Source organism: Mesorhizobium sp. C372A, assembly GCF_030323245.1.
Lineage (GTDB): Bacteria > Pseudomonadota > Alphaproteobacteria > Rhizobiales > Rhizobiaceae > Mesorhizobium.
Window position 1 is genome coordinate 802,059 of the sequence record NZ_CP100475.1, and the last position, 24,046, is coordinate 826,104.

At 63.7% G+C, this 24,046-nt stretch carries 22 protein-coding genes; 14 read left to right on the top strand and 8 right to left on the bottom strand.

Annotated elements, in window-relative coordinates; genetic code table 11:
• Positions 1 to 15 precede the first annotated feature (15 nt).
• Positions 16 to 723, top strand: a complete 708-nt coding sequence (locus tag NLY42_RS03655; protein ID WP_031198174.1) for a class I SAM-dependent methyltransferase — start codon at positions 16 to 18, stop codon at positions 721 to 723.
• Positions 724 to 807: 84 nt separating this feature from the next.
• On the opposite strand, the gene NLY42_RS03660 is transcribed toward NLY42_RS03655, so the two are convergent.
• The 3 genes from NLY42_RS03660 to pgi all read right to left on the bottom strand — a co-directional run bounded on the left by NLY42_RS03660 (position 808) and on the right by pgi (position 3,470).
• A complete protein-coding gene (locus NLY42_RS03660; protein WP_155922478.1) occupies positions 808 to 1,029 on the bottom strand; it encodes a hypothetical protein in 222 nt (73 codons plus the stop codon).
• A 69-nt stretch (positions 1,030 to 1,098) separates the two neighbouring features.
• The gene (locus NLY42_RS03665; RefSeq protein WP_023688783.1) at positions 1,099 to 1,830 is read right to left on the bottom strand and encodes an HAD family hydrolase; all 732 of its coding nucleotides are present in this window, start codon (positions 1,828 to 1,830) and stop codon (positions 1,099 to 1,101) included.
• Positions 1,827 to 3,470 (bottom strand): glucose-6-phosphate isomerase, encoded by a 1,644-nt coding sequence (pgi, locus tag NLY42_RS03670; RefSeq protein WP_023755187.1) that lies wholly within the window; start codon positions 3,468 to 3,470, stop codon positions 1,827 to 1,829. The genes NLY42_RS03665 and pgi overlap by 4 nt, the downstream gene beginning before the upstream one ends.
• A 427-nt stretch (positions 3,471 to 3,897) precedes the next feature.
• Between pgi and pdxR the strand changes: the two genes are divergently transcribed.
• Both pdxR and NLY42_RS03680 read left to right on the top strand, forming a co-directional pair.
• The gene (gene pdxR, locus NLY42_RS03675) at positions 3,898 to 5,391 is read left to right on the top strand and encodes a MocR-like pyridoxine biosynthesis transcription factor PdxR (protein WP_023669484.1); all 1,494 of its coding nucleotides are present in this window, start codon (positions 3,898 to 3,900) and stop codon (positions 5,389 to 5,391) included.
• A 207-nt stretch (positions 5,392 to 5,598) separates the two neighbouring features.
• Entirely contained in the window at positions 5,599 to 7,203 is a 1,605-nt protein-coding gene (locus NLY42_RS03680) for a trimethylamine methyltransferase family protein (RefSeq protein ID WP_023755188.1), read from the top strand.
• A gap of 17 nt (positions 7,204 to 7,220) precedes the next feature.
• Here NLY42_RS03680 and NLY42_RS03685 read toward each other — a convergent pair whose 3' ends face one another.
• Positions 7,221 to 7,619, bottom strand: coding sequence for a hypothetical protein (locus NLY42_RS03685; protein ID WP_023755189.1), 399 nt, complete (start codon positions 7,617 to 7,619; stop codon positions 7,221 to 7,223).
• Positions 7,620 to 7,759: 140 nt separating this feature from the next.
• Entirely contained in the window at positions 7,760 to 9,565 is a 1,806-nt protein-coding gene (locus NLY42_RS03690; RefSeq protein WP_023755190.1) for an IlvD/Edd family dehydratase, read from the bottom strand.
• A gap of 143 nt (positions 9,566 to 9,708) precedes the next feature.
• Between NLY42_RS03690 and NLY42_RS03695 the strand changes: the two genes are divergently transcribed.
• On the top strand, positions 9,709 to 10,167 hold the full coding sequence (locus NLY42_RS03695; protein WP_023755191.1) for an SRPBCC family protein: 459 nt from the start codon (positions 9,709 to 9,711) through the stop codon (positions 10,165 to 10,167).
• Positions 10,168 to 10,327: 160 nt separating this feature from the next.
• On the opposite strand, the gene NLY42_RS03700 is transcribed toward NLY42_RS03695, so the two are convergent.
• From NLY42_RS03700 to NLY42_RS03710, 3 genes are all read right to left on the bottom strand, one after another.
• Positions 10,328 to 11,518: an Mrp/NBP35 family ATP-binding protein gene (locus tag NLY42_RS03700; RefSeq protein ID WP_027049316.1), complete on the bottom strand. Its 1,191-nt coding sequence runs from the start codon at positions 11,516 to 11,518 to the stop codon at positions 10,328 to 10,330.
• 77 nt (positions 11,519 to 11,595) lie between these two features.
• Positions 11,596 to 12,600, bottom strand: coding sequence for an inorganic phosphate transporter (locus NLY42_RS03705; protein ID WP_023688789.1), 1,005 nt, complete (start codon positions 12,598 to 12,600; stop codon positions 11,596 to 11,598).
• Between the two features lie 3 nt (positions 12,601 to 12,603).
• Entirely contained in the window at positions 12,604 to 13,245 is a 642-nt protein-coding gene (locus tag NLY42_RS03710; protein WP_023755757.1) for a DUF47 domain-containing protein, read from the bottom strand.
• 158 nt (positions 13,246 to 13,403) lie between these two features.
• On the opposite strand from NLY42_RS03710, the gene NLY42_RS03715 reads away from it, so the two are divergent.
• The 10 genes from NLY42_RS03715 to NLY42_RS03760 all read left to right on the top strand — a co-directional run bounded on the left by NLY42_RS03715 (position 13,404) and on the right by NLY42_RS03760 (position 24,021).
• Positions 13,404 to 14,303, top strand: a complete 900-nt coding sequence (locus NLY42_RS03715) for a LysR family transcriptional regulator (protein WP_031204308.1) — start codon at positions 13,404 to 13,406, stop codon at positions 14,301 to 14,303.
• 194 nt (positions 14,304 to 14,497) lie between these two features.
• A complete protein-coding gene (locus NLY42_RS03720; protein WP_023738147.1) occupies positions 14,498 to 14,977 on the top strand; it encodes a formate dehydrogenase subunit gamma in 480 nt (159 codons plus the stop codon).
• On the top strand, positions 14,974 to 16,530 hold the full coding sequence (locus NLY42_RS03725; RefSeq protein WP_023673426.1) for a formate dehydrogenase beta subunit: 1,557 nt from the start codon (positions 14,974 to 14,976) through the stop codon (positions 16,528 to 16,530). Before NLY42_RS03720 ends, NLY42_RS03725 begins: the two co-directional genes overlap by 4 nt.
• Positions 16,531 to 16,540: 10 nt before the next feature.
• Positions 16,541 to 19,453, top strand: a complete 2,913-nt coding sequence (fdhF, locus tag NLY42_RS03730) for a formate dehydrogenase subunit alpha (protein ID WP_023755756.1) — start codon at positions 16,541 to 16,543, stop codon at positions 19,451 to 19,453.
• Between the two features lie 346 nt (positions 19,454 to 19,799).
• A complete protein-coding gene (gene fdhD / locus NLY42_RS03735) occupies positions 19,800 to 20,630 on the top strand; it encodes a formate dehydrogenase accessory sulfurtransferase FdhD (RefSeq protein WP_031244879.1) in 831 nt (276 codons plus the stop codon).
• On the top strand, positions 20,620 to 20,934 hold the full coding sequence (locus NLY42_RS03740; protein ID WP_023755754.1) for a formate dehydrogenase subunit delta: 315 nt from the start codon (positions 20,620 to 20,622) through the stop codon (positions 20,932 to 20,934). The genes fdhD and NLY42_RS03740 overlap by 11 nt, the downstream gene beginning before the upstream one ends.
• Positions 20,935 to 21,068: 134 nt before the next feature.
• The gene (locus NLY42_RS03745) at positions 21,069 to 22,622 is read left to right on the top strand and encodes an alpha/beta fold hydrolase (RefSeq protein WP_023755753.1); all 1,554 of its coding nucleotides are present in this window, start codon (positions 21,069 to 21,071) and stop codon (positions 22,620 to 22,622) included.
• Positions 22,623 to 22,732: 110 nt separating this feature from the next.
• Positions 22,733 to 23,212: a carboxymuconolactone decarboxylase family protein gene (locus tag NLY42_RS03750; RefSeq protein WP_023688798.1), complete on the top strand. Its 480-nt coding sequence runs from the start codon at positions 22,733 to 22,735 to the stop codon at positions 23,210 to 23,212.
• Between the two features lie 76 nt (positions 23,213 to 23,288).
• On the top strand, positions 23,289 to 23,651 hold the full coding sequence (locus NLY42_RS03755; protein ID WP_031244880.1) for a nuclear transport factor 2 family protein: 363 nt from the start codon (positions 23,289 to 23,291) through the stop codon (positions 23,649 to 23,651).
• A gap of 55 nt (positions 23,652 to 23,706) precedes the next feature.
• Positions 23,707 to 24,021 carry a hypothetical protein gene (locus NLY42_RS03760; protein ID WP_286489065.1) on the top strand — a complete coding sequence of 105 codons (315 nt, stop codon included), beginning with the start codon at positions 23,707 to 23,709 and terminating at the stop codon, positions 24,019 to 24,021.
• Positions 24,022 to 24,046: the final 25 nt, after the last annotated feature.

Sequence of the window (24,046 nt, forward strand, 5' to 3'; positions counted from 1 at the left end):
CCTGGCGACGGCGGGATGGCGGACGATAGTCGGCGTCCCGATGCAGTAGTGTTCATCAAGGCGAACCTGCGGCTTGCGCCCGTTCCCGCCCTTCGTGAAATCCAGCTCTATACGGCTCATTCCGGCAGCGGCCTGAGGCGGCTTGTCGAGTGGCGAGCTCATGGACCGGAAGACGGCAGCCAGACCGAGGAGCACGAAGCTGAGCCGCAGCCGCCCTACTGGGCCTATGCCTGGGCCGGCGGCGCCGTGCTGGCGCGCTATATACTCGACCATCCGCAAATCGTGGCCGGTCACCGCGTGCTCGACCTCGGCGCCGGCTCGGGCCTCGTCGGCATCGCCGCCGCCAAGGCCGGCGCCAGCGCGGTGATCGCCGCCGAGAGCGATCGCAACGGCGTCGCCGCGATCGGCCTCAACGCGTTGGCCAACGGCGTCGAGATCACCATTGTCGACCAGGATATCACCACGGGCCCGCCGCCAGCGGTCGATCTCGTGCTTGCCGGCGACGTGTTCTACGGCCGCGAGGTTGCTCTGCGGGTGATCCCGTTCCTCGACCGCTGCCTGGCAGCCGGCATCGAGGTGCTGGTCGGCGATCCCCGCCGCGCCGATCTGCCGCTGTCGCGGCTACGATTGCTCGCCGAATATCAGGTGCCGGATTTCGGCGACGCAAAGGGTGATGTGACCAAGCCGAGCGGTGTGTTTTGGTTCGAGCCGGAAGATTGCTAGCGCGACGCGGCAAAGCCCAGTCGCTCTGAATGGCCGGATTCTACTCATTGTGGACAAACCTCAAGGGGCAGAAAATAGATTGGATTAGCCGTTGATAGGAGAAGTCGAATGGCGTGGATTAAAGTTGTTCAACGTATCGGCTTCATAGTTTGCCCAAAGTGCGAAAATCGCGGCTTCGAGCTTCAGCCTGGCGAAGACATCGATAACGCAAGCGCCAAGATCAGGTGCGGCAGATGCGGGTACGTTTGCTCTGCTGATGAGTAGCCCACTATGTCCGAAAACAAACCAGAAGCTCCATAGTTTCATGGCTGCTTCCCCCAACTCGGCCATTGGCGGGGAAATCCCGAGCCGAATTGAGTTTGCCCCAGGCCCCCGTCAGACCGTCTCCTTGACCCGCGCCGACAGAAAGTCCGGCAAGTCGGCAACCGAATCCAGAACGACATCGGCGATCGACGCCAGCGATTCCCGCGTGCCGGTGCCGGAGAGCACGCCGACCGCCAGGCCGCAGCCGCCGGCACGCGCCATCTCCAGGTCGTGGCGGTTGTCGCCGACCATGGCGATCTCGGACGCCTTCAACCCGGTCAGGTCGCAAAAGGCGACGATCGTGTCCGGCGCCGGTTTCGGATTGGCGACCGCGTCATAGCCATAGGCGGCGGTGAACAGCTGCGCGACGCCGAGCGTGACCATGGTCTTTTCGGCACCGGCAGTCGAATCATTGGTGGCGACGCCGAGCCGGTAGGATCGCTTGTGCAGAGCCGTCAGCGCCGCGACGATGCCGGGCAAGGCCACCGCCATCGATGAGCCTTGCACCGAGGTGATCTCGTTGAAGCGGGCGACGGCCAGCATCTGGTCCTCGTCGGACAGGCGCGGGAACCATAGTTCGACGACATCCATGTTGGTGCCCGAGGCGAAGATGGAATCCGGCTTGAAACGCTTGGCGACAAAATCGAAGCCCGCCGCTGAAAGCAGCCTGTCGGCTTTCCAGCGATCGCCCTCGGCAGCATCCATGGCCATGAAATCGGCGATGCCGAGCCAGGTCGCGTTGAAATCGACAAGCGTGCCGTCCTTGTCGAACAATATGCCCTTGATGTCGGCCGGATTTTTCATTGCGCCCCCCGCAGTTGCTGGATGCGCGCCACCAGCCCGGCCGTCGATGCGTCGCGCTTGGCGGCGCTCTCCTTGCCTTCCACGACTGGCAACAGGCCGGTCGCCAGCTCCTTGCCGAGCTCGACGCCCCATTGGTCGAAGGAATTGATGTTGAACAGAGTGCCTTCGACGAAGACGCGGTGCTCGTAAAGCGCGATCAGCCGGCCGAAGGTGCGCGGGTCGAGCTTGCGGTAGAGGATCGTCACCGAGGGGCGGTTGCCGGAGAAGACGCGGTGCGGGGCTATTCTGTCGACATCGGCCGGCTTCATGCCCTTGGCCAGCATCTGCGCGCGAGCCTCGTCCAGCGTGCGGCCCTTCATCAACGCTTCCGATTGGGCCAGGCAATTGGCAAGCAGTAGATCGTGCTGGTGCTTCAGATCCGGCTCATGGCCGACGGCAGCGGCAAGGAACTCGACCGGGATGGAATCGGTGCCCTGGTGCAGCAGCTGGAAGAAGGCGTGCTGGCCATTGGTGCCGGGCTCGCCCCAGACCAGCGGTCCGGTCGGCGTCGTCACCGGCGTGCCGTCGAGGGTGACGCCCTTGCCGTTCGATTCCATGTCGAGCTGCTGCAGATAGGCCGGCAGCCTGGAAAGGCGCTGGTCATAAGGGATGACCGCACGCGCCGGATAACCGCAGATCACGCGATGCCACCAGCCGACCAGCCCCAGCAGCGCCGGCAGGTTCTTCTGCAGGGGTGCGGTGCGGAAGTGCTCGTCCATCTCATGCGCGCCATCGAGGAAGGCGCGGAAGTTGCGCGGGCCGATGGCGATCATCACCGGCAGGCCGATGGCGCCCCACAGCGAATAGCGGCCGCCGACCCAGTCCCAGAAGCCGAACACGCGATCCGCTTCGATGCCGAACTTGGAAACCAGGTCGAGCGCGGTCGAGACGGCGGCGAAATGCTTGCCGACAGCTTCCTTGCCGAGCGCCTTCTGCACCCATTCGCGCGCCGTCTCGGCATTGGTCATCGTCTCGACCGTGGTGAAGGTCTTCGAGGCGATGATGAACAGGGTGGTTTCGGCCGACAGGCCCTTCAGCGTGTCGTGGATATGGGCGCCGTCGATGTTGGAGACGTAGTGCGCGCGCGGGCCGTCGTGATAGGGCGCCAGCGCCAGCGTCGCCATGGCCGGGCCGAGATCGGAGCCGCCAATGCCGATGTTGACAATGTCGGTGATTTTCTTGCCGGTGGCGCCGGCGGCCTTGCCGGAGCGAATGGCGTCGGCGAAAGCGCCCATGGCGTCGAGCACGGACAGCACATCCGCCTTGACGTCCTGGCCATCGACGGCGACGCCCTTGCCCGAGAGGTTGCGCAGCGCCGTGTGCAGCACGGCGCGGTCTTCGGTGATGTTGATTTTCTTGCCGGAAAACATTGCGGCGCGGCGACCTTCGAGATCGGCGGCGGCGGCGAGCTTCTCGAGCAGTTCCATCGTGCCCTGGTCGACCGCGCATTTCGACCAGTCGAGCAAAAGGTCGCCGTCGCTGGCCGAGAACGTCTCGAAGCGCTTGGGGTCGGCGGCAAAAGCCTCGCGCATCGTACCCGATGCCGCCGCGCGCGCAGCACGCAAGGCGACAAGCTGTTTGTCGAAGGAGGAATGATCCACTTTCGGCTCCTGATCGTTTTTCACGACATCTTATCAGACCGGATGTTTCCGGCGCGTGTCGTCGCGCTGATCTTATTGAGCCGAATTCCGCATGTTTCAATGCGTGGGGATGACGCAGTGCAGCATAGTGCGATGTGATGGAGCTATGACGCTGCGCGCCGCGCTGGATGATTTGATGGGAGTAGCGACGACGCTGCGCGTCGCGCTGGGGATAATGAGGCGCGACGACGCTTCGCATCGCGCGGGCGTCCGCGCTGCGGGATGACGCAAGCGTCACCCGGGGATGCGACGACGCTGCGCGTCGCGCATAGATCACTGGCATAAATCCCAGCGATCAGAAAAATTGATTGGCGCAACCCCTTGTGCCACGGTTACCTTCCGCTGGTCCAGCCAAGCAAAAAAGACTGGCCATCGAGGAACACCTTCCATGCCACAGCGTAACGACACGGCCATATGGTCCGGCCTGTTCCGGATTTCGGCGGAATCGGGCCAGACCCTGCAGGCGCAGATCCGTCAGGCGATCGTCGCCGCCATTCTCGACCGGCAGATCGCCGCTTCGATGCCGCTTCCGTCCTGCCGCATCCTGGCTGAAAAACTCGGCGTCGCACGCGGCACTGTGGTGCTGGCGTTCCAGCAATTGGTCGACCAAGGTTTCCTGGTGGCGCGCGAACGGCGCGGCCATTTCGTCAATCCGGATGTGCTGGCCACCCCCGCCAAGCCGCACCAGAAGGCGCCGGACCAGCAAAACGAGATCGACTGGAAGGCACGAAGGCAGATCGCCGCCAGCGACATGCCGCCACCGGCCAAGCACGACAACTGGATCAAGTCCTCCTACCCCTTCGTCTACGGCCAGTTCGACCCGGCGCTGTTCCCGACAGCCGAGTGGCGTGAGTGCAACCGCATGGCGCTGGCCGTGCTCGAAATCCGCAACTGGGCCTCCGACATGGTCGATCGCGACGATCCGCTCTTGATCGAGCAGATCCAGGCGCGGCTGTTGCCGCGGCGCGGCATCTTCGCCAATCCGGACGAGATCATCGTTACGCTGGGCGCCCAGAACGCGCTCTATATGCTGGCGACACTGCTGATGACAAAGGGCTCCAAGGTCGCGATGGAAGACCCGGGATACCCCGACGCGCGCTCGATCTTCCGCCTGGCAGGCGCCGAAATCCAGCCGGTTCCGGTCGATCAGTCCGGCATCGTCACCTCGTCCATCCCCAACGATTCCGGCTTTGTCTTCGTCACCCCCAGCCACCATTGCCCGACCATGGTGCCGCTGTCGGCAGAGCGGCGGCAGGACCTTCTGGCGCGCGCCAACCGCCACAACCAGATCATCATCGAGGACGGCTATGACAGCCAGCTTCTCGACGAGGCGCCGCAGCAGGCGCTGAAGAGCCTCGATCGCTCGGGTCGCGTCGTCTATGTCGGCTCGATGTCGAAGACGCTGGCTCCGGGCCTGCGGCTTGGCTACATCGTCGCTTCGGCTGGACTAATCTCCGAGCTTAGGGCGCTGCGCCGCTTCATGCTCAGGCACCCGCCGGCCAACAACCAGCGCGCGGTAGCGCTGTTCCTGTCGCTCGGCCATCACGAGGCGCTGGTGCGGCGGCTGTCGTCGGCCTTCGACGAGCGGCGCAAGCGTCTGGTCCATGCGATTTCCGCATTCCTGCCGGAATGGCGCTCGACCGATTCGGCCGGCGGCACATCGCTCTGGCTGGAAGGCCCGCGCGGCACCGATTCACGTGGACTGGCCGAGGCCGCGGCCTCGCGCAGCGTCATCATCGAGCCGGGCGACCGCTTCTTCGATCGCACCGAAAAGCCGTCGCGTTTCATGCGCTTGGGCATTTCCTCGATCGCACTGCAGCACATCGAGCCGGGTATTCGCGAGCTCGCGACCGCCGCCGGACGCAGGCCCGCTGCAGCCTGATTTGCCTGTGCCGGGGCTTTGAACAGCCCCGGCCCTAGGCATGATCACCAACATTCTGCACTAGCTCTCTGGCATACTCGGCTGCGTTGACTGGCCCATAGGCTGGGCCAATGGCAACGGCATAGTCGGCTGACAGAGGGACGAAGCAAGCCGACGGTGGACCAATCATCGCGTCGTGTTTCGCAAGCTAAAGGTGGAGTGCCCCCCATGTCAGTGGCTGTTGAGAAGCAGGATGCGGCTCCTAAAGATGCATCAGCCGACCAGCGTTCGCGCCGATCCGGCGGGCGCGAAGCGCGCCGCGCCATGCGGGCCGCACCGCTTGCCGACGATATCCGGCCGGTGCGCGCCGGCCTCGAAGGCGGCAGCTACGGGCCGCTCAACCAGAACGACCAGGAACGCATCCATGAAGCGGTGCTGACGCTACTGGAGACCGTCGGCTTCGCCAATGCCATTCCCTCCTGCATCGAGGCTCTGACCGGGGTCGGCGCCGTCTATGGCGATGACGGCCGCGTCCGTTTCCCACGTGGGCTTGTGATGGACACGATCAGACGAGCCGCGCGAAATTTTACGCTGCACGGCCAAGACCCCAGGCATGACATGCTGATCCAGGGCAAGCGCGTGCATTACGGCACGGCGGGTGCGGCGGTGCATCTGGTCGATGTCGAAAAGCGCGAATACCGAGAGTCGCTGGTGCAGGACATTTACGACGCCGCCCGCCTCGTCGAAGGGCTCGACAACATCCATTTCTTCCAGCGGCCCATGGTGCCGCGCGACATTCCCGATCCGCTCGAAATGGACTTCAACACGCTCTACGCCTGCGTGATGGGGACGTCGAAGCATGTCGGCACCTCGTTTACGGTGCGCGAGAACGTGCAGCCGGCGCTGGAAATGCTTTATGCGATCGCCGGCGGCGAGGAGAATTTCCGCGCCCGGCCGTTCGTGTCGAACTCCAATTGCTTCGTCGTGCCGCCGATGAAGTTTGCCGAGGACGCCTGCGGCGTGCTCGAAGCCTGTGTCGAAGGCGGCATCCCGATCCTGCTGCTATCGGCCGGCCAGGCCGGCGCCACCGCTCCGGCGGCAATTGCCGGCGCTGTGGTGCAAGCGGTGGCCGAAGTGCTTGTCGGCCTCATCTACGTCAACGCCATTAAGCCCGGGCACCCGGCGATCTTCGGCACATGGCCGTTCGTCTCCGACCTCAGGACCGGTGCGATGTCGGGCGGCTCGGCCGAGCAGGCAGTGCTGACTTCGGCCTGTGCGCAGATGGCGCAGTTCTACGATCTGCCGGGCGGTTCGGCCGCCGGCATGACGGATTCGAAACTGCCCGACATCCAGTCCGGCTATGAAAAGGGGATCACCGATGTGATGGCCGGCCTTGCCGGCCTCAATCTGGTCTATGAATCGGCGGGCATGCACGCCTCGCTGCTCGGCTTTTGCCTGGAGAGCCTGATCATAGACAATGACATGCTGGGCCACTGCCTGCGCTGCGTGCGGGGCATCGAAGTGACCGACGAAGCGCTGTCGATCGACACCATCACCGAAGTCTGCATGAATGGCCCAGGCCACTATCTCGGCAACGAGCAGACGCTGCGCCTGATGCAGACCGAGTATTTTTATCCGGCCGTCGGCGACCGCTTTTCGCCCAAGGAATGGAACGAGAAGGGCCGGCCCGACATCTTGCAGCGGGCGATCATCGAAAAGAAGCGCGTGCTTGCCGAGCGCTTCCCGCGCCATGTGCCGAAGCTGCTCGACGACAAATTGCGCGCCCGCTTCGGCGAGATGATCAAGCTGCCACGCAGCGGCATGGGCGGGTAAGCTTCCCCTTACGTAGGTCAGTCCGCACTTAACCCAAAGCGCTCGACCACTTCGGCGCTGATCAGCTTGCCATGCAGCGCCATCAACACGATCTGGGCATCCAGGCTGTCGCCGGTTTCAAGCGCAGCCTCGATGCGGCGTTCAGCGTCCAGCCGCCGCTCCGGCCCATTGGCCTGCTCGAAGGTTTGTGGGCCCGCGATGCAATAGCCAAACAGCTGCGCCACGGACCGGTAGGCGTCCGGCGGCGGCTCGTCCGGCCAATAATCCTTCATCAAATTGACGATGGTGAGCTTTACCCCCTCAGGGACAAGCGCCGGATGCAGATCGGCGCCGCGCAGCGCGGTGTCGAGTTCCCGCAAATCGCCGGAGCGGCCGAACATGCCGAGGAAACCGAGGGAAGAGCGCCGCTTCGTCATTGATGGGTGTTATCCCTCGTGCAGGACCTATCGAGACGACGTATCTGTAGACTTGGCCCAATCGATACAAGAGCGTTGCCATGAGAAAAGGCGGCCTGCCCGATGGCAAGCCGCCTTCGATTTCACCAAACTTGCAACGCTTAGTGGTTGTCCCTCGGCACGCCGCTGGTATGGGCGACGTCCTGGTATTTCACCGCCGGCTTCAGCACCATGCCCTCCGAGAACTGGTCGACCATGGAGCGCTGGATTTCCTGCCATGGCGTCTGGTGCTTGGGATAGTGATAGCCGCCATCGTCCTGCAGTTCGGCACGGCGGCGCGTGATTTCCTCGTCGGAGACGAGGATGTTGGCAGTGCCTTTGCGTAAGTCGATGCGCACACGGTCGCCGGTCTTGAGCAGCGCCAGGCCGCCGCCAATGGCGGCTTCCGGCGAAGCGTTGAGGATAGACGGCGAGCCGGATGTGCCCGACTGGCGGCCATCGCCGATGCAGGCCAGCGCGTGAATGCCCTTCTTGATGAGATAGGCCGGCGGCTGCATGTTGACGACCTCGGCGCCGCCGGGATAGCCGATCGGGCCGGCGCCGCGCATGAACAGGATGGTGTGCTCGTCGATGCCTTGCGCCGGATCGTCGATGCGGGCGTGGTAGTCCTCGGGACCATCGAAGACCATGGCGTTGCCCTCGAAGGCTTCCGGGTCGTTCGGGTTGGAGAGATAGCGTTCGCGGAATTCCGGCGAGATGCCGCTCATCTTCATGATTGCGGAATCGAACAGATTGCCGCTGAGATTGATGAAGCCGGCATTGGCCTTCAGCGGCTCGGCGACGGTGCGGATGACGTCGGTGTTCTCGTTGGCGACATCCTTGCAATTGTCGCCGATCGATTTCCCGTTGACGGTCATCGCTTCGGGATAAGGCAGCAGCTTGGCCTTCATCAGTTCGGCCACCACAGCCGGCACGCCGCCGGCATGGTGATAGTCCTCGCCGAGATATTCGCCCGATGGCTGCAGATTGACGATGAGCGGCACATGGAGGCCGACCGTCTGCCAGTCGTCATTGGTGAGTGGCACGCCGAGATGGCGGGCAATCGCGTTGAGGTGGATCGGCGCGTTGGTCGAGCCGCCTATCGCCGAATTGACGACAATGGCGTTCTCGAAGGCCTTGCGCGTCATGATGTCGGACGGCTTCAGATCCTCATGCACCATCTCGACGATGCGCTTGCCCGTCTCATAGGAGATCTGGCCGCGCTCGCGATAGGGCGCCGGGATGGCAGCCGAGCCCGGCAATTGCATGCCGAGCGCCTCGGCCAGCGAGTTCATCGTGGTGGCGGTGCCCATGGTGTTGCAATAGCCGGTCGACGGCGCCGATGAGGCGACGATGTCCATAAACTCGTCATAGTCGATCTCGCCGGCGGAGAGCCGCTGGCGCGATTCCCAGACGATGGTGCCGGATCCCGTGCGCTTGCCTTTGTGCCAGCCATTGAGCATCGGTCCGACCGAAAGTGCTATGGCCGGAATATTGACGGTGGCCGCCGCCATCAGCAGCGCCGGCGTGGTTTTGTCGCAGCCGATGGTCAGCACGACGCCGTCGAGCGGATAGCCGTAAAGCACTTCGACCAGGCCGAGATAGGCAAGGTTGCGGTCGAGTGCCGCGGTCGGGCGCTTGCCGGTCTCCTGGATCGGATGGCACGGGAATTCGAAGGGGATGCCGCCCATCGAGACGATGCCTTCGCGCACGCGCTTGGCGAGTTCGATATGGTGGCGGTTGCACGGCGACAGATCCGAGCCGGTCTGGGCGATGCCGATCAGCGGCTTGCCCGACATCAACTCGGCCCGCGTCAGGCCGTAGTTCAGGTAGCGCTCGAGGTAGAGCGCGGTCATGCCTGGATTGTCGGGATTGTCGAACCACTCCTGCGAGCGAAATTTCTTCTTTCCGGTGGGGGCGCCTGCCATCATGGTCTCCGTATTTGTAAGACAAATCGATATGGCAACGCGCGGAAGCAGGCAAGAGGGCGCACCGTCGCAACCGGACTTTGGTGCGATAGACACAGACCAGACCGTGCGTTAGGCCTTCGAAGTCTGTCCGGGAGGTGTCGATGGCTTTGGTGATCGAAGGCGAGGAACGCATTGCCGCCCCCCTGCAGAAAGTGTGGGACGCGCTGAACGATCCGAAGGTTTTGCAGGCGACCATTCCCGGCTGCCAGCACCTGGAGATGAAATCGCCGACCGAAATGGCGGCGACGGTGGTGTTGAAGATCGGACCGATCAAGGCGACATTCAACGGCGAGGTGACGTTGAAGAACCTGAAGCCGCCGCACTCCTACACCATCCAGGGCGAGGGCAAGGGCGGTATTGCCGGCTTCGCGAAGGGTGGCGCCGACGTGAAGCTGACGGCGGACGGGCCGGATGCGACGGTCCTCAAATACGCGGCCAAGGCCGAAGTCGGCGGCAAGATCGCCCAACTCGGCAGCCGGCTGATCGAATCGACTTCGAAGAAGCTGGCCGGGCAGTTCTTTTCAAGCTTTGGCGAGAAGGTGGGCTCCCCTCCCCCTTGAGGGGAGGGTGCCTCGTGAAGCGAGGCGGGTGGGGTCGCCTCAACTGCCTCAACGTGAGTTGAGCTGCCTCGACTTGTAAAGAAATAGCGTCGAGCGTGTCACCGCGGACCCCACCCGGCCCTTCGGGCCACTCTCCCCTCAAGGGGAAGGGATATCCGAGCTACTCGAACACGATGTTCGGCACCGCCGCTTCGGCCGCGCCGCGTTCTTCGTTGACCCGGTCCCAGACCTTCGAAGCAATGCCGCGATAGATCTTCGCCTCGGCGCTGTCTGGCTTCGACGCCACCACCGGAGCACCTTCATCAGAACTTTCGCGAATGCCCATTTCCAGCGGCACTTCGCCGAGGAAGGTCACGCCGAGTCGCTCGGCCTCGCGCCGCGCCCCGCCATGGCCAAAGATGTCGTAGCGCTTGCCGGTATCGGGGGCGATGAAATAGCTCATGTTCTCCACGATGCCGAGCAGCGGCACGTCGACCTTCTTGAACATATTCAATCCTTTGCGGGCGTCGATCAGCGCCAGGTCCTGCGGCGTCGAGACGATGACGGCGCCGGCCAGCGGCACCTGCTGGGCCATGGTCAACTGGGCGTCGCCGGTGCCGGGCGGCATGTCGACGACGAGCACGTCGAGGCGGCCCCATTCGACCTCGCGCAGCATCTGCGTCAGCGCCGACATCACCATCGGACCGCGCCAGATCATCGGCGTCTCCTCGTCGACGAGGAAGCCCATCGACATCACCTTAAGGCCGTAATTCTCCATCGGTTTCAGGATCTTGCCGTCGACGGTCTGTGGCCGGCCATGGATGTTGAGCAGCCTGGGCATGGACGGGCCATAAATATCGGCATCGAGCACGCCGACACGCAAACCGTTGGCGGCGAGGCCAAGCGCGATGTTGACAGCGGTGGTCGACTTGCCGACGCCGCCCTTGCCGGACGCCACCGCGATGATCGCCTCGATGCCGGGCACGCCGCGCTTGCCCGAGCTTTGCGAGGCCGGGGCGTGCGGGGCTGGGGAGTGTGGAGCTGGGCGCGGCGCGGCGGGCGCGGCCGTCGGTGCCGGCCTGGGCGCGGGGCGCGACGCAACCGGAGCCTCCATGCCGCCGCCCTTCTTCTCCGCCGTCAGCGCGACGACGGCGCCGGCGACACCAGGGATCGCCTTGACGACACGCTCGGCTGCAGCGCGCAGCGGCTCCATCTCCTGTGCGCGGGCGGCGGGAACGGTGATCGAGAAAAACACTTTCGAATCGGCGATGAAAATCTCCGAAACCATGCCGAGGTCGACGATGTTGCCGGTGAAGTCCGGCCCGTTGACCGTCTTTAGACGCTCGGTGACGATTTCCTTGGTGACGGACATGCATTATTCCCTAAGGCGTTTGGCTGCGGCTCAGATAGTGCAGATTGGCAGCGACTCCAAGCACCACGGTGTCCGCCTCACCTTGCCAGGCCAACCGCAAGGTAGGTGAGCGCCGAAATTGCAGCCGTGGCCGGCAAGGTGACGATCCAGGCGATGACGATGTTGCCGGCAATGCCCCAGCGCACGGCCGAGACGCGGCGGGCGGCGCCGACACCAATGATGGCCCCGGTGATGGTATGGGTGGTCGACACGGGGACGCCGAGCCAGGTGGCGGCAAACAGGGTGATGGCGCCGCCGGTCTCGGCGCAGAAGCCCTGCATCGGATTCAGCCGGGTGATCTTCGAGCCCATCGTGTGAACGATGCGCCAGCCGCCGAACAAAGTGCCGAGCGCCAGTGCTGTCTGACAGGTGAGGACGACCCACAGCGGCACGTAGAACGTCCCGCCGAGCATACCTTGCGAATAGAGCAGCACGGCGATGATGCCCATGGTTTTCTGGGCGTCGTTGCCGCCGTGCCCTAGCGAATAAAGCGAGGCCGAAAAGAACTGCATGACGCGGAAGGTGCTGTCGACGGCGAACGGTGTCTGGCGCACGAACAGCCAGGAAACGGCCAGGATCAGGACCAGCGCCAGAACAAACCCTGTCGCCGGCGACACGACGATTGCGGCGACCGTCTTGCCAAGCCCGGTCCAGACGATGGCGCCGGGCCCAGCCTTTGCAACGCCGGCGCCGACGAGCCCGCCGATCAGGGCATGCGAACTGCTGGACGGGATGCCGGCAATCCAGGTGACGATGTTCCAGACGATGGCGCCGACGAGCGCCGAGAAGATCACCGCCGGCGTGACGATGCTGACGTCGACGATACCTTTTCCCACGGTTTCAGCCACGTGAAGGCCGAAGAACATGAAGGCGATGAAATTGAAGAAAGCCGCCCACAGGACCGCATATTGTGGTCTCAGCACGCGGGTGGAGACGATGGTGGCGATGGAGTTCGCCGCATCGTGCAGGCCGTTGAGAAAATCGAAAAACAGCGCGACGGCGACAAGGCCGATCAGCACGGGAAAGGCGATGGTGGCTTCCATTGCCTAAACGTTCTCGATGACGATGCCGCTGATCTCGTTGGCGACGTCCTCAAAGCGGTCGACCACCTTCTCCAGCTGGCCGTAGATCTCCGAGCCGATCAGGTAGGCCATCGGATCGCTGCGGCCATGCCGCTTGAACAGGTCCTTCAATCCCTGCTCATGCAGATCGTCGGCGCGGCTTTCGACGCGCATGACCTCTTCGGCGATGGCGTTGAGGCGTACCGTGTGCGTGCCGACCTTGCTGAGCAGCGGGATCGCTTCGGCAACCAGCTTGGAGGCGGCAACGATGACGCCACCCATCTCCTGCATCAGCGGGTCGAATTCCTTCTTTTCGAACAGCTTCACCGTCTTGACGGTCTTGTGCATCATGTCGATGGCGTCATCCATCGACTGGATCAGGTCCTTGATGTCGCCGCGATCGAAGGGCGTGATGAAGGAACGCCGCACCGCCAGCAGCACTTCGGCCGTGATATGATCGGCCTCGTCCTCGAGATCGATGATCTTCTGGCACCAACGATCGATGTCCTTGCCCTGCAGGAGCTGCTCCAGCGCCTCGGCGCCGCCGACCACGGTGCGGGAATGCCGTTCAAAGAGGTCGAAGAAGCGATCTTCGCGCGGCAAAAGCTTGCGGAACCAGCCCAGCATGTCCGATCTCCTCGTATTCCATCCAACCACATAGCGCCGTGTTCGGCCGGGGGAAACAGCCAGCCGGCCCAAAGATGTGGATGCATGGCCAATTGCGGGTAGAGCTTGCGGCGAAAGGCAATTTCTCCGACCTTGCGCGCAACGAATGGACGGATGGTATGATCGACAAGCTCGAATTCTTCATCACGCTGGCCAAGGAGGAGCATTTCGGCCGGGCGGCGGAAGCGTGCGGCGTCACGCAGCCGACCTTGTCGGCCGGGATCAAGCAGCTGGAGGGCCAGCTCGGCGTCATGCTGGTCAATCGCGGTTCGCGCTTTCAGGGGCTGACGCCGGAAGGCAAGCAGGTGCTGGTGTGGGCGCGTCGCATCGTCGGCGACTCCAGGACCATGCGCGAAGAGATGCGGGCGGCGCGACATGGCCTGTCCGGGCGTATCCGTATTGCCGCCATCCCAACCGCCCTCGCCATGGTGGCGCGGCTGACGACGCCATTTCGCGAGAAGCACCCGGGCGTCACCTTCTCTATCCTGTCGCGCACCTCGATCGAGGTGTTGTCGCTGCTCGGCAATTTCGACGTCGATGCCGGCATCACCTATCTCGACAACGAGCCTCTCGGACGGGTGACGAGCGTGCCGCTCTATGACGAGCGCTACCAGCTGATCACGGCGGTCGGAAATCCCTATTCGGATCGCGACAAAGTGACATGGGCCGAAATCAGCCAGCTGCCGCTCTGCTTGTTGACGCCGGACATGCAGAACCGCCGCATCATCGACCAGCATCTGGCCGAGGCCGGCGTGCAGGTGCGGCCGACACTGGAATCCAACTCGATGATCGTGCTGTTCTCCCACATACGGACAGGCAAATGGTCGTCGATCATGCCGCTCAACCTGGCGGAAACATTCGGTTTTTCCGAACCGATCCGGGCCATTCCGATCGTCGAACCGGATGCCAGCCACACTGTCGGGCTGGTCGCCGCGCCGCGCGAACCGCACACGCCGCTGGTGCAGGCGCTGCTGGACGAGGCGATGGCGCTGGCAGACGATTTCCGCGCCAATCGCTGAGCTAGTCATAACTGGTCAATCAGCGCGATAGAAATTTTCTATCGTGCAACGAAACCGCTTTATTGATTTCAAAGGTTTTCTCTGATTTCTTAAGCACTTAGCGATTAAGCGGCGTAGGCATGTCGTTGTTCCAAAACTGCTTCATGCTTTTGGACGATTATATGCATCGATCGCTACGATAGGGAGGGCGCTGCGTGACGATGCAGCCTGCAAGTACCGAGATACAGTCGCGCACGGCGGCGATCATCCAGGAGTTGAAGGGCCTCGAAGGCCCCCTGCTGCCGATCCTGCACGAGATCCAGGAAGAATTTGGCCACGTGCCGCAGGACGCCGTGCCCGTCATCGCCGATGGGCTGAACCTGTCGAGGGCCGAAGTGCATGGCGTCGTGACCTTCTATCATGATTTCCGTGCCCGGCCGGCTGGCCGGCATGTGCTCAAGCTTTGCCAGGCGGAAGCCTGCCAGTCGATGGGTTCGGATGCGATCGCCGCAAAGGTCAAGCAGTTGCTCGGCATCGATTTCCATGAGACCACCCGCGACGGATCGGTTACGCTTGAGCCTGTCTATTGCCTCGGGCTGTGCGCCTGTTCACCGTCGGCGATGCTGGATGGTGAGGTGATCGGGCGGCTCGATGACGAGAAGATCGAAGAGATCGTCGCGGAGGTACGCTCATGATCCCGCGCATCTACATTCCAGGTGACTCCGGCGCGCTGGCGCTCGGCGCCGAAAAAGTCGCCAAGGCTGTTCGTGCGGAACTGGCCGAACGGGGTGTCGAGGCCAAGATCGTCCGCAACGGCTCGCGCGGCGCCTATTTCCTCGAACCTATGGTCGAGGTCGCGACCGAAAAGGGCCGCGTCGCTTACGGGCCGGTCAAGCCATCGGACGTCAAGAGCCTGTTCGACAGCGGCTTTCTCACCGGCGGGCATCACAAGCGCTGGCTGGGCGCGCCCGACAAAATCCCGTTCCTGGCCAAGCAGACGCGCCTGACCTTTGCGCGTTGCGGCATCAACGACCCGCTATCGCTCGATGCCTACAAGTCACTGGGCGGGCTCAAGGGCCTGCAGAACGCGGTGGCCATGGCGCCGCTCGACATCGTCAAACAGGTCACGGAATCGGGCTTGCGCGGCCGAGGCGGCGCCGGCTTCCCGACCGGCATCAAGTGGAAGACGGTGCTCGATACGACATCTGACCGCAAATACATCGTCTGCAATGCCGACGAGGGCGACAGCGCCACCTTTGCCGACCGCATGATTATGGAGGGCGACCCCTTCGTGCTCATCGAAGGCATGACGATTGCCGGCATCGCCACCGGCGCGACCAAGGGGTTCGTCTATATCCGCTCGGAATATCCGCATGCGGTGGCTGTCATGAACAAGGCTGTCGAGGTCGCCCGCAAGGCAGGCGTGCTCGGCGTCAGCGTGCTGGGTTCGCCCAACGCCTTCGACATGGAAATCCGCGTCGGCGCCGGCGCCTATGTCTGCGGCGAGGAAACTTCGCTGCTGAACAGCCTTGAAGGCAAGCGCGGCGTGGTGCGAGCCAAGCCACCGCTGCCGGCAATCCAGGGTCTGTTCGGCAAGCCGACGGTGATCAACAACGTCATCAGCCTGGCCTCCGTGCCCATCATCATGGACAAGGGTGCTGCCTTCTACAAGGATTTCGGCATGGGCCGCTCGCGCGGCACGATCCCGATACAGATCGCCGGCAACGTCAAGTTCGGCGGCCTGTTCGAGGCGGCGTTCGGCATGACGCTGGGCGAGATCGTCGACGATATCGGCGGCGGTACGGCCACTGGTCGCCCGGTGAAGGCGGTGCAGGTCGGCGGCCCGCTCGGCGCCTATTTCCCGCGCGGCCTGTTCGACACGCCGTTCGACTACGAAGAGTTCGCGAAGCGCGACGGACTGATCGGCCATGCCGGCATCACCGTGTTCGACGACACGGCCGACATGCTGAAGCAGGCGCGCTTTGCCATGGAGTTCTGCGCCATCGAAAGCTGCGGCAAGTGCACGCCCTGCCGCATCGGCTCGATACGCGGGGTGGAGACCATCGACCGGCTTGCCGCCGGCATCGAGCCGGAGAAGAACCTGGCACTGGTCACCGATCTCTGCAACACGATGAAGTTCGGATCGCTCTGCGCGCTGGGCGGCTTCACGCCCTATCCGGTGATGAGCTCGATCACCCATTTCCCCGAAGATTTCAAGCCCGCGCCGGCGCGCGTGGCTGCTGAATAGGAGCTGGCAGATGAATATCAAGGCCGACTTCCCGACACTCATCGAAGAACTCGATTACGGAACCCCGGAATCGAAGGCGCAAAAGCAGGTTACGCTGATCGTCGACGGCCGCAGCATCAGCGTGCCGGAGGGTACGTCGATCATGCGCGCGGCGATGGAAGGCGGGGTCGAGATCCCAAAACTCTGCGCCACGGACATGCTGGACTCGTTCGGCTCCTGCCGCGTCTGCCTGGTCGAGATCGACGGGCGCGGCGGCACGCCGGCATCCTGCACGACCCCCGTCGGCGAAGGCATGGTGGTGCGCACGCAATCCGAGCGGCTCGACGCCATCCGCCGCGGTGTCATGGAGCTTTACGTCTCCGACCACCCTACCGGCTGGAACGAGAAGGCCGGCACCGGCGCCAGCGAGTTCGACGTTGTGGCGAAATCGGTCGGCCTGACCGAGAACCGCTTCGGCATTGAGGGCCGCAACCACGTCAAGCAGGAAAACGGCGTCGCGCCCGGCCATGGCTCGCTGGCGGTCGACTACATCGCCCGCGACGAGTCCAACCCCTATTTCACCTATGATCCGGCGCAATGTATCGTCTGCTCGCGCTGCGTGCGGGCCTGCGAGGAGGTGCAGGGCACCTTCGCGCTGACGATCGAGGGCCGCGGTTTCGAATCGCGCATGGTCGCCGGCATGCACGAGGATTTCATCGCCTCCGAATGCGTGTCCTGCGGCGCCTGCGTGCAGGCCTGTCCGACCGATGCGCTGCGTGAAAAGACCGTGCTTGAGAAAGGCATGCCCGAGCGTTCCGCTGTCACCACCTGCGCCTATTGCGGCGTCGGCTGCTCGTTCAAGGCCGAAGTGAAGGACGACGAAGTCATTCGCATGATGCCCTACAAGGACGGCAAGGCGAACCACGGCCACTCCTGCGTGAAGGGCCGTTTCGCCTATGGCTATGCCACCCACAAGGACCGCATCCTGTCGCCTATGATCCGGGAAAAGGTCAGCGATCCCTGGCGCGAGGTGAGTTGGGAAGAGGCCATCGCCCATACGGCCAAGGAATTCCGCCGTATCCAGTATCAATACGGCCGCACCTCGATCGGCGGTATCACGTCCTCGCGCTGCACGAATGAAGAGACCTATCTCGTCCAGAAGCTGGTGCGCCAAGGCTTCCGCAACAACAATGTCGACACTTGCGCGCGCGTCTGCCACTCGCCGACCGGCTACGGCCTCGGCCAGACCTATGGCACCTCGGCCGGCACGCAGGATTTCGATTCCGTCGATTTCACCGATGTCGCCGTCATCATCGGCGCCAATCCGGCTTCCGCGCACCCGGTGTTCGCCTCGCGGCTGAAAAAGCGGCTGCGCCAGGGCGCCAAGCTGATCGTGCTCGATCCGCGCCGCACCGAAATGGTCAAGTCGGCGCATATCGAGGCCGACTATCACCTGCCGCTGAAGCCCGGCACCAACGTGGCGGTGCTGACGGCGCTGGCGCATGTCATCGTTACCGAAGGGCTTTTCGACGAAGCCTTCATCCGCGATCGCTGCGACTGGGCGGAGTTCCAGGATTGGGCTTCTTTCGTCGCCTTGCCGGAAAACAGCCCCGAAATCGTGGGCAAGCTGTCCGGCGTCGATCCCGAACTGATCCGAGGTGCTGCGCGGCTCTATGCCAAGGGCGGCAATGGCGCGATTTATTATGGCCTTGGCGTCACCGAACACAGCCAGGGTTCGACCACGGTTATGGCTATCGCCAACCTTGCCATGGCGACGGGCAATATCGGCCGTCCCGGCGTCGGCGTGAACCCGCTGCGCGGCCAGAACAACGTGCAGGGTTCCTGCGACATGGGCTCGTTCCCGCATGAACTGCCGGGCTACCGCCACATCTCCGGCGAGGCGGTGCGCGACATCTATGAGACGTTGTGGGGGGTGAAGCTCGACGACGAACCGGGCCTGCGCATCCCCAACATGCTGGATGCCGCCGTCGACGGCTCCTTCAAGGGCATCTACATCCAGGGCGAGGACATCCTGCAGTCGGACCCTGATACCAAGCATGTCGCGGCCGGCCTGGCGGCGATGGAATGCGTGGTCGTGCACGACCTGTTCCTCAACGAGACCGCCAACTACGCGCATGTCTTCCTGCCGGGCTCGACCTTCCTGGAGAAGGACGGCACTTTCACCAATGCCGAGCGCCGCATCAACATGGTGCGCAAGGTTCTGGAGCCGAAGGCGCGCTACGCCGACTGGGAAGCGACACAGGAGCTTGCCCGTGCGATCGGGCTGGACTGGAACTATCAGCATCCCTCCGAGATCATGGACGAGGTTGCAAAAACGACGCCGAGCTTCGCCGGCGTGTCCTTCGAGCTGCTCGACCGTGTCGGATCCGTGCAATGGCCCTGCAACGAGAAGGCGCCGCTCGGCACACCGATCATGCATATGGATGGCTTCGTGCGTGGCAAGGGCAAGTTCATCCGCACTGAATATGTCGCGACCGACGAGCGGACCGGGCCGCGTTTCCCGTTGCTGCTGACCACCGGCCGCATTCTCAGCCAGTACAATGTCGGTGCACAGACAAGGCGCACCGAAAACGTCATGTGGCACTCGGAAGATCGGTTGGAGATCCATCCGCACGACGCCGAGAACCGCGGCCTGCGCGATGGCGACTGGGTGCGGCTGACCAGCCGTTCGGGCGAGACGACGCTGCGTGCGCTGATCACCGACCGGGTGTCGCCGGGCGTGGTCTACACCACCTTCCACCATCCGGACACGCAGGCCAACGTCATCACCACCGACTTCTCCGACTGGGCGACCAATTGTCCAGAGTACAAGGTAACCGCAGTGCAGGTCGGCGCGTCGAACGGACCTTCGGACTGGCAGCGCGACTATAACGAGCAGGCCGAGCAGAGCCGCCGCATCGCTCCGCTACAGGCGGCGGAGTAGTCTTGCCACGGCGTTCGACAATAAGAGCTTCAATCTTGACGGTTGGTCGACCCCCACTCCGTCAGGAAGGAGAGCTTAAGCCGCCTGGCGCCTTTCTTCTCCCTCCGGAGGGGGGAGAGGTGGCGCCGCGAAGCGGCGACGGAGTGGGGGAAGCCGGCCCCGCAACACGCAGCCGTCGAAAGTCGGGCACAACCCAAAGAGCAGGCAAACCGGCCTATCTGGCGAGCAGTCGACCCCCACTCCGTCAAGCTTCGCTTGACACCTCTCCCCCGGTCGACGGGGGAGAGGAAAGGCGCGAGCCTCCACAGCTACTGCTAAGGACGAACAGGGCAGAGGGGCGCGCCTCGTGACCCGAAAACGCCAAGCCACCACCCAAATCTCTCGCCTTGCCCACCGCGCCAGCGGCACGACATCGGCCAACCGCATGGTGCCGGAGGAGACGCCGGTGGCGTTCTCGTTTGCCGGCACCACACATGCGGTGATGATGGCGAGCCCCGCCGATTTCGAGGATTTTGCGCTCGGCTTCTCGCTGACCGAAGGCATCATCGCGTTGCCTGACGAGATAGAGGCGATCGAGGTCGAGGACCATGGCGCCGGGATCGATATCCAGATCCGGTTGAAGGACCAGGCCAATACGCGCTTCGAGGCGCGACGCAGGCGATTGGCCGGTCCGGTCGGCTGTGGGCTATGCGGCATCGAATCGATCGAGGAAGCGATGCGCTCGGTCGACAAGGTTGGTGCGTCCAAGCTTACGCTTGAAGCTGACGACATCGTTCGCTCGGTCAAGCTTTTGTCGAAGGTGCAGCCGCTGCATTCGGAAACCGGTGCAGTTCATGCAGCGGGCTTCTACATCCCCGGCAAAGGCATCGTCATGGCGCGCGAGGATGTCGGCCGGCACAATGCGCTGGACAAACTGGCCGGCGCGCTGGCCAAGGCCGGCATTGACAGTGCATCGGGCGCGGTGGTGGTGACATCACGCGTCTCGGTGGAGATGGTGCAGAAAACGGCGGCGATCGGCTCCGCCTTCATCATCGCCGTGTCGGCGCCGACAGCCCTTGCCATCCGCACCGCCGAAGAGGCCGGCATGACGCTGGTGGCGCTGGTGCGCGGCGACGATTTCGATGTTTTCACCCACCCGGAACGGGTGGTCTTGGGAGTTGCCCAGCATGTCGCATGACGAAGAACACATCACGAGCACCGGGGAAAAGCTGGTGCGCATGGCCAACCAGATCGCCGCCTTCTTCCATTCAAGGCCCCGCGAGGAAGGTGTGGCGGGCGTGGCCGAGCACATCAACAAGTTCTGGGAGCCCAGGATGCGCCGGCAGTTCTTCGAGATGCTGGACAGTGGCGGCGAAGGTTTTGACGAACTCGTCGTCGTGGCCTCGGCCAGGATCAAGCGGCCGAAGACCGAGGAGCAGGCCGATGTGAGCATCGGCTACGTCCAACCCACGGGTGCAGAGAGAGCCGCTCCCCAGAAATAGCCTCCCCCAGAAATGGCGGGCGAACACGGTTCGCCGCGGGCTATATTCCTGTCTTCTAAAGTTTGGCTGCCGCATCCGCCGGGCGTCTGCTATGGTCGGCGATCAGAAATCGTCTGGCCGGGCGGGATAGCAACGTGAGGCCGATCGAGACGCGATATGCCCTCAGCGGCGACGTGCGGATCGCCTATCAGGTGGTCGGCCAGGGATCGTTCGACCTGGTTTTCGTGCCCGGCTTCATCTCCAATCTCGACCTGCATTGGGAAGACGAGGGCTACGCCAGGCTCTTGAAACGGCTCTCGGCGTTCTCGCGGCTGATCCTGTTCGACAAGCGCGGCACCGGCCTGTCCGACCGCGTCGACCCACGCCACCTGCCCAGCCTCGAAACCCGCATGGACGATGTGCGCGCGGTGATGGATGCCACCGGCAGCGGCCGCGCGGCCTTGCTCGGCGCTTCGGAAGGCGCGCCGATGGCAATGTTGTTTGCCGCCACCTATCCGGAACGGACACGAGCGCTGGCGCTCTATGGCGGTTATGCGCATTTCCACAAATGGGTGATGTCGCCGGAGCGCCTCGAGGCCTTCATCGCGACGGCCGGCACGGAATGGGGCACGGGCGCCACACTGCCCAACTTCGCTCCCGGCCGGGTAGATGATGCGCATTTCACCCAGTGGTGGGCCCGCTTCGAGCGGCTGTCGGCCAGTCCTACGGCAGCGGCCGCTCTTGCCCGAATGAATGCCGGGATCGACGTGCGCGGCGTGCTTTCGGCGATCGGCGCACCGACCCTGCTCATCCATCGCCGCAACGACGCGCGGGTCGACCCCGGAGCCAGCCGCTTTCTGGCGAAAAACATCTCGAATGCGCGACTGGTCGAGGTCCCCGGGCGCGACCACCCGATCTGGACCGGCGATGTCGACCGGGTGGCCGACCTGATCGAGGAGTTCCTGACCGGCGAGCGTGCCGTGGCCGAAGTGGAGCGCGTGCTTGCCGCTCTTCTGGCGACACGCATCTACGACACGGCGAGGGTTGGCGACCGCATGTGGAGCGAACGCAGCGAGCGCTTCCAGGAGAGCTGGCGGCAGCTGGTCGGCCGTCATGGCGGACGCGTTGCCGGCATCCATGGCGAATTGATGATCTCGCGCTTCGACGGGCCGGCGCGGGCCATACGCTGCGCGGCGGCACTGCGCGATGCGGCGCAACATATGGGCATTGCAAGCGCCCAGGGCGCCCATGTCGGCGAGGTCGAAATGCGCGGGCCGCCGGTGGGGCTGATGGCACGGGTGACGATGCAGATCGCCGCCCATGCCGGGCGCGGCGACATTCTGGCGTCGCGGCTGGCCGCCGATCTGGCGGCGGGGTCCGGCCTGTATTTCATCGATGCCGGGCGTGTCACGGTGGATGAGCTGGACGAGCCGCTGGCGCTGGTCCAGGCGACGTCGGAACAGCACCTGGAGCCGGCCTGCCGCCCCAAGGCGAAACCCGCCGAGCCGGCTCAACTGACGGCGCGCGAAAGCGAGGTGGTGATCCTGATCGCCGACGGCAAGAGCAATGCCGCGATCGCCGCCGAGCTGAGGCTCAGCGAGCATACGGTCAAGCGTCATGTCGCCAACATATTGCTGAAGCTCGATTTGCCGTCACGGGCGGCGGCAGCGGCATTTTCCGCCAGGCAGGCTGGCCCGGACGGGCCATAGGGACCATGGCGCTTTCGGGCGAAGCGGCCAGGTGGGGTCGAGGCGTACCAATTCTCTCCATGCAGGCCAGGCGGATGTCGCCGGGAAAGGCACTGCGGATGGAGGATGCAATGCTGAAGTCAAACAGGTCGATCAAATCGCTGGTGATAGCGGCAGGCGTTGGCGCGCTGTTCACGATCGCTCCCGCCAGGGCCGAGGATGCCTCGGCGGCCGCCGCCTACAAGGACATCGAGGCGACGCTCGGCTCGGTGCCGGACATGTTCAAGACGCTGCCCGATGTCGCGGTTGCCGGCGCCTGGGCCGAGATCAAGGGCGTGCAGCTCAACCCCAAGACCGCGCTAGACGGCAAGACCAAGGAACTGCTGGGGCTGGCCGTCGCCTCGCAGATCCCCTGCCAGTACTGCATCTATTTCCACACCGAGGCCGCCAAGCTCAATGGCGCGACCGATGAGGAGATCAAGGAGGCGATCGCGATGGCGGCCATCGTGCGCCACTGGTCGACGATGCTCAACGGCAGCCAGGTCGATTTCGCGACCTTCAAACAACAGACCGACGGTGTGTTCGCAGCCGTCAAAGCCAAGTCGCAGTGAAAGAAAATGCCGGGCGGTGCGCCGGGCATTGCTTGTGATCATTCAACCGCCCGATCAACGGGCCATGGAGGAAAAGATGCTGACCAAGACGCAGAGCGTGGACGGCGCGGCGATCAAGAAAGCGATCGAAGGACGGGAAGGCAGGATGCTCGCTAGCTTCTATGCCGACGACGCACTGGTGCGGGTGATCGACCGCAACAATCCGCCGAGCAAGCCGCGCGAGATCCGCGGCCGGGCGGCGATCAGCACCTTCTGGGACGACATCTGCAGCCGGGCGATGACCCACAAGGTCGACACCACCATCGCCGATGGCGACAATCTCGCCTTCACCCAGGCCTGCGCCTATCCGGACGGAACGAAAGTGTTCTGCGCGGCGATGCTGGAGCTGAAGAATGGGCGGATTGCACGACAGACCGTCGTGCAGGCCTGGGACGAGTAGTTCCACCGCGGAAAGATCAACCGCGGTTTGGGCCGCAAAACTGGAGGAGACAAAAATGTTCAGCGCCAGATGGCAGATCGACGCCAAGTTCGGGCACAAGCAGACCGTACTCGACCTGTTGAAGAAATGGGAACGCGAGATCGGCTCTCAGGTCGGCATTGCCGATCTCGAATTCCAGATCATGACCGGTTCGATCGGAGCTCGGGAAGCGACGGTCGAATCGCATCATCAGGTCGAAAGCCTTGCCCAGTTGGAGGGATTCTTCGCCAGGATCGGCAAGATCGACGCGCACGCCAAATGGGGCAAGGAGATGGAGCCCTACGTCGTTTCAGGCACCAGCCTTTGGAACATCTACCGCATCGTGGAGTAGCCGTGGCAGGTGCAGCAGTTTTCGG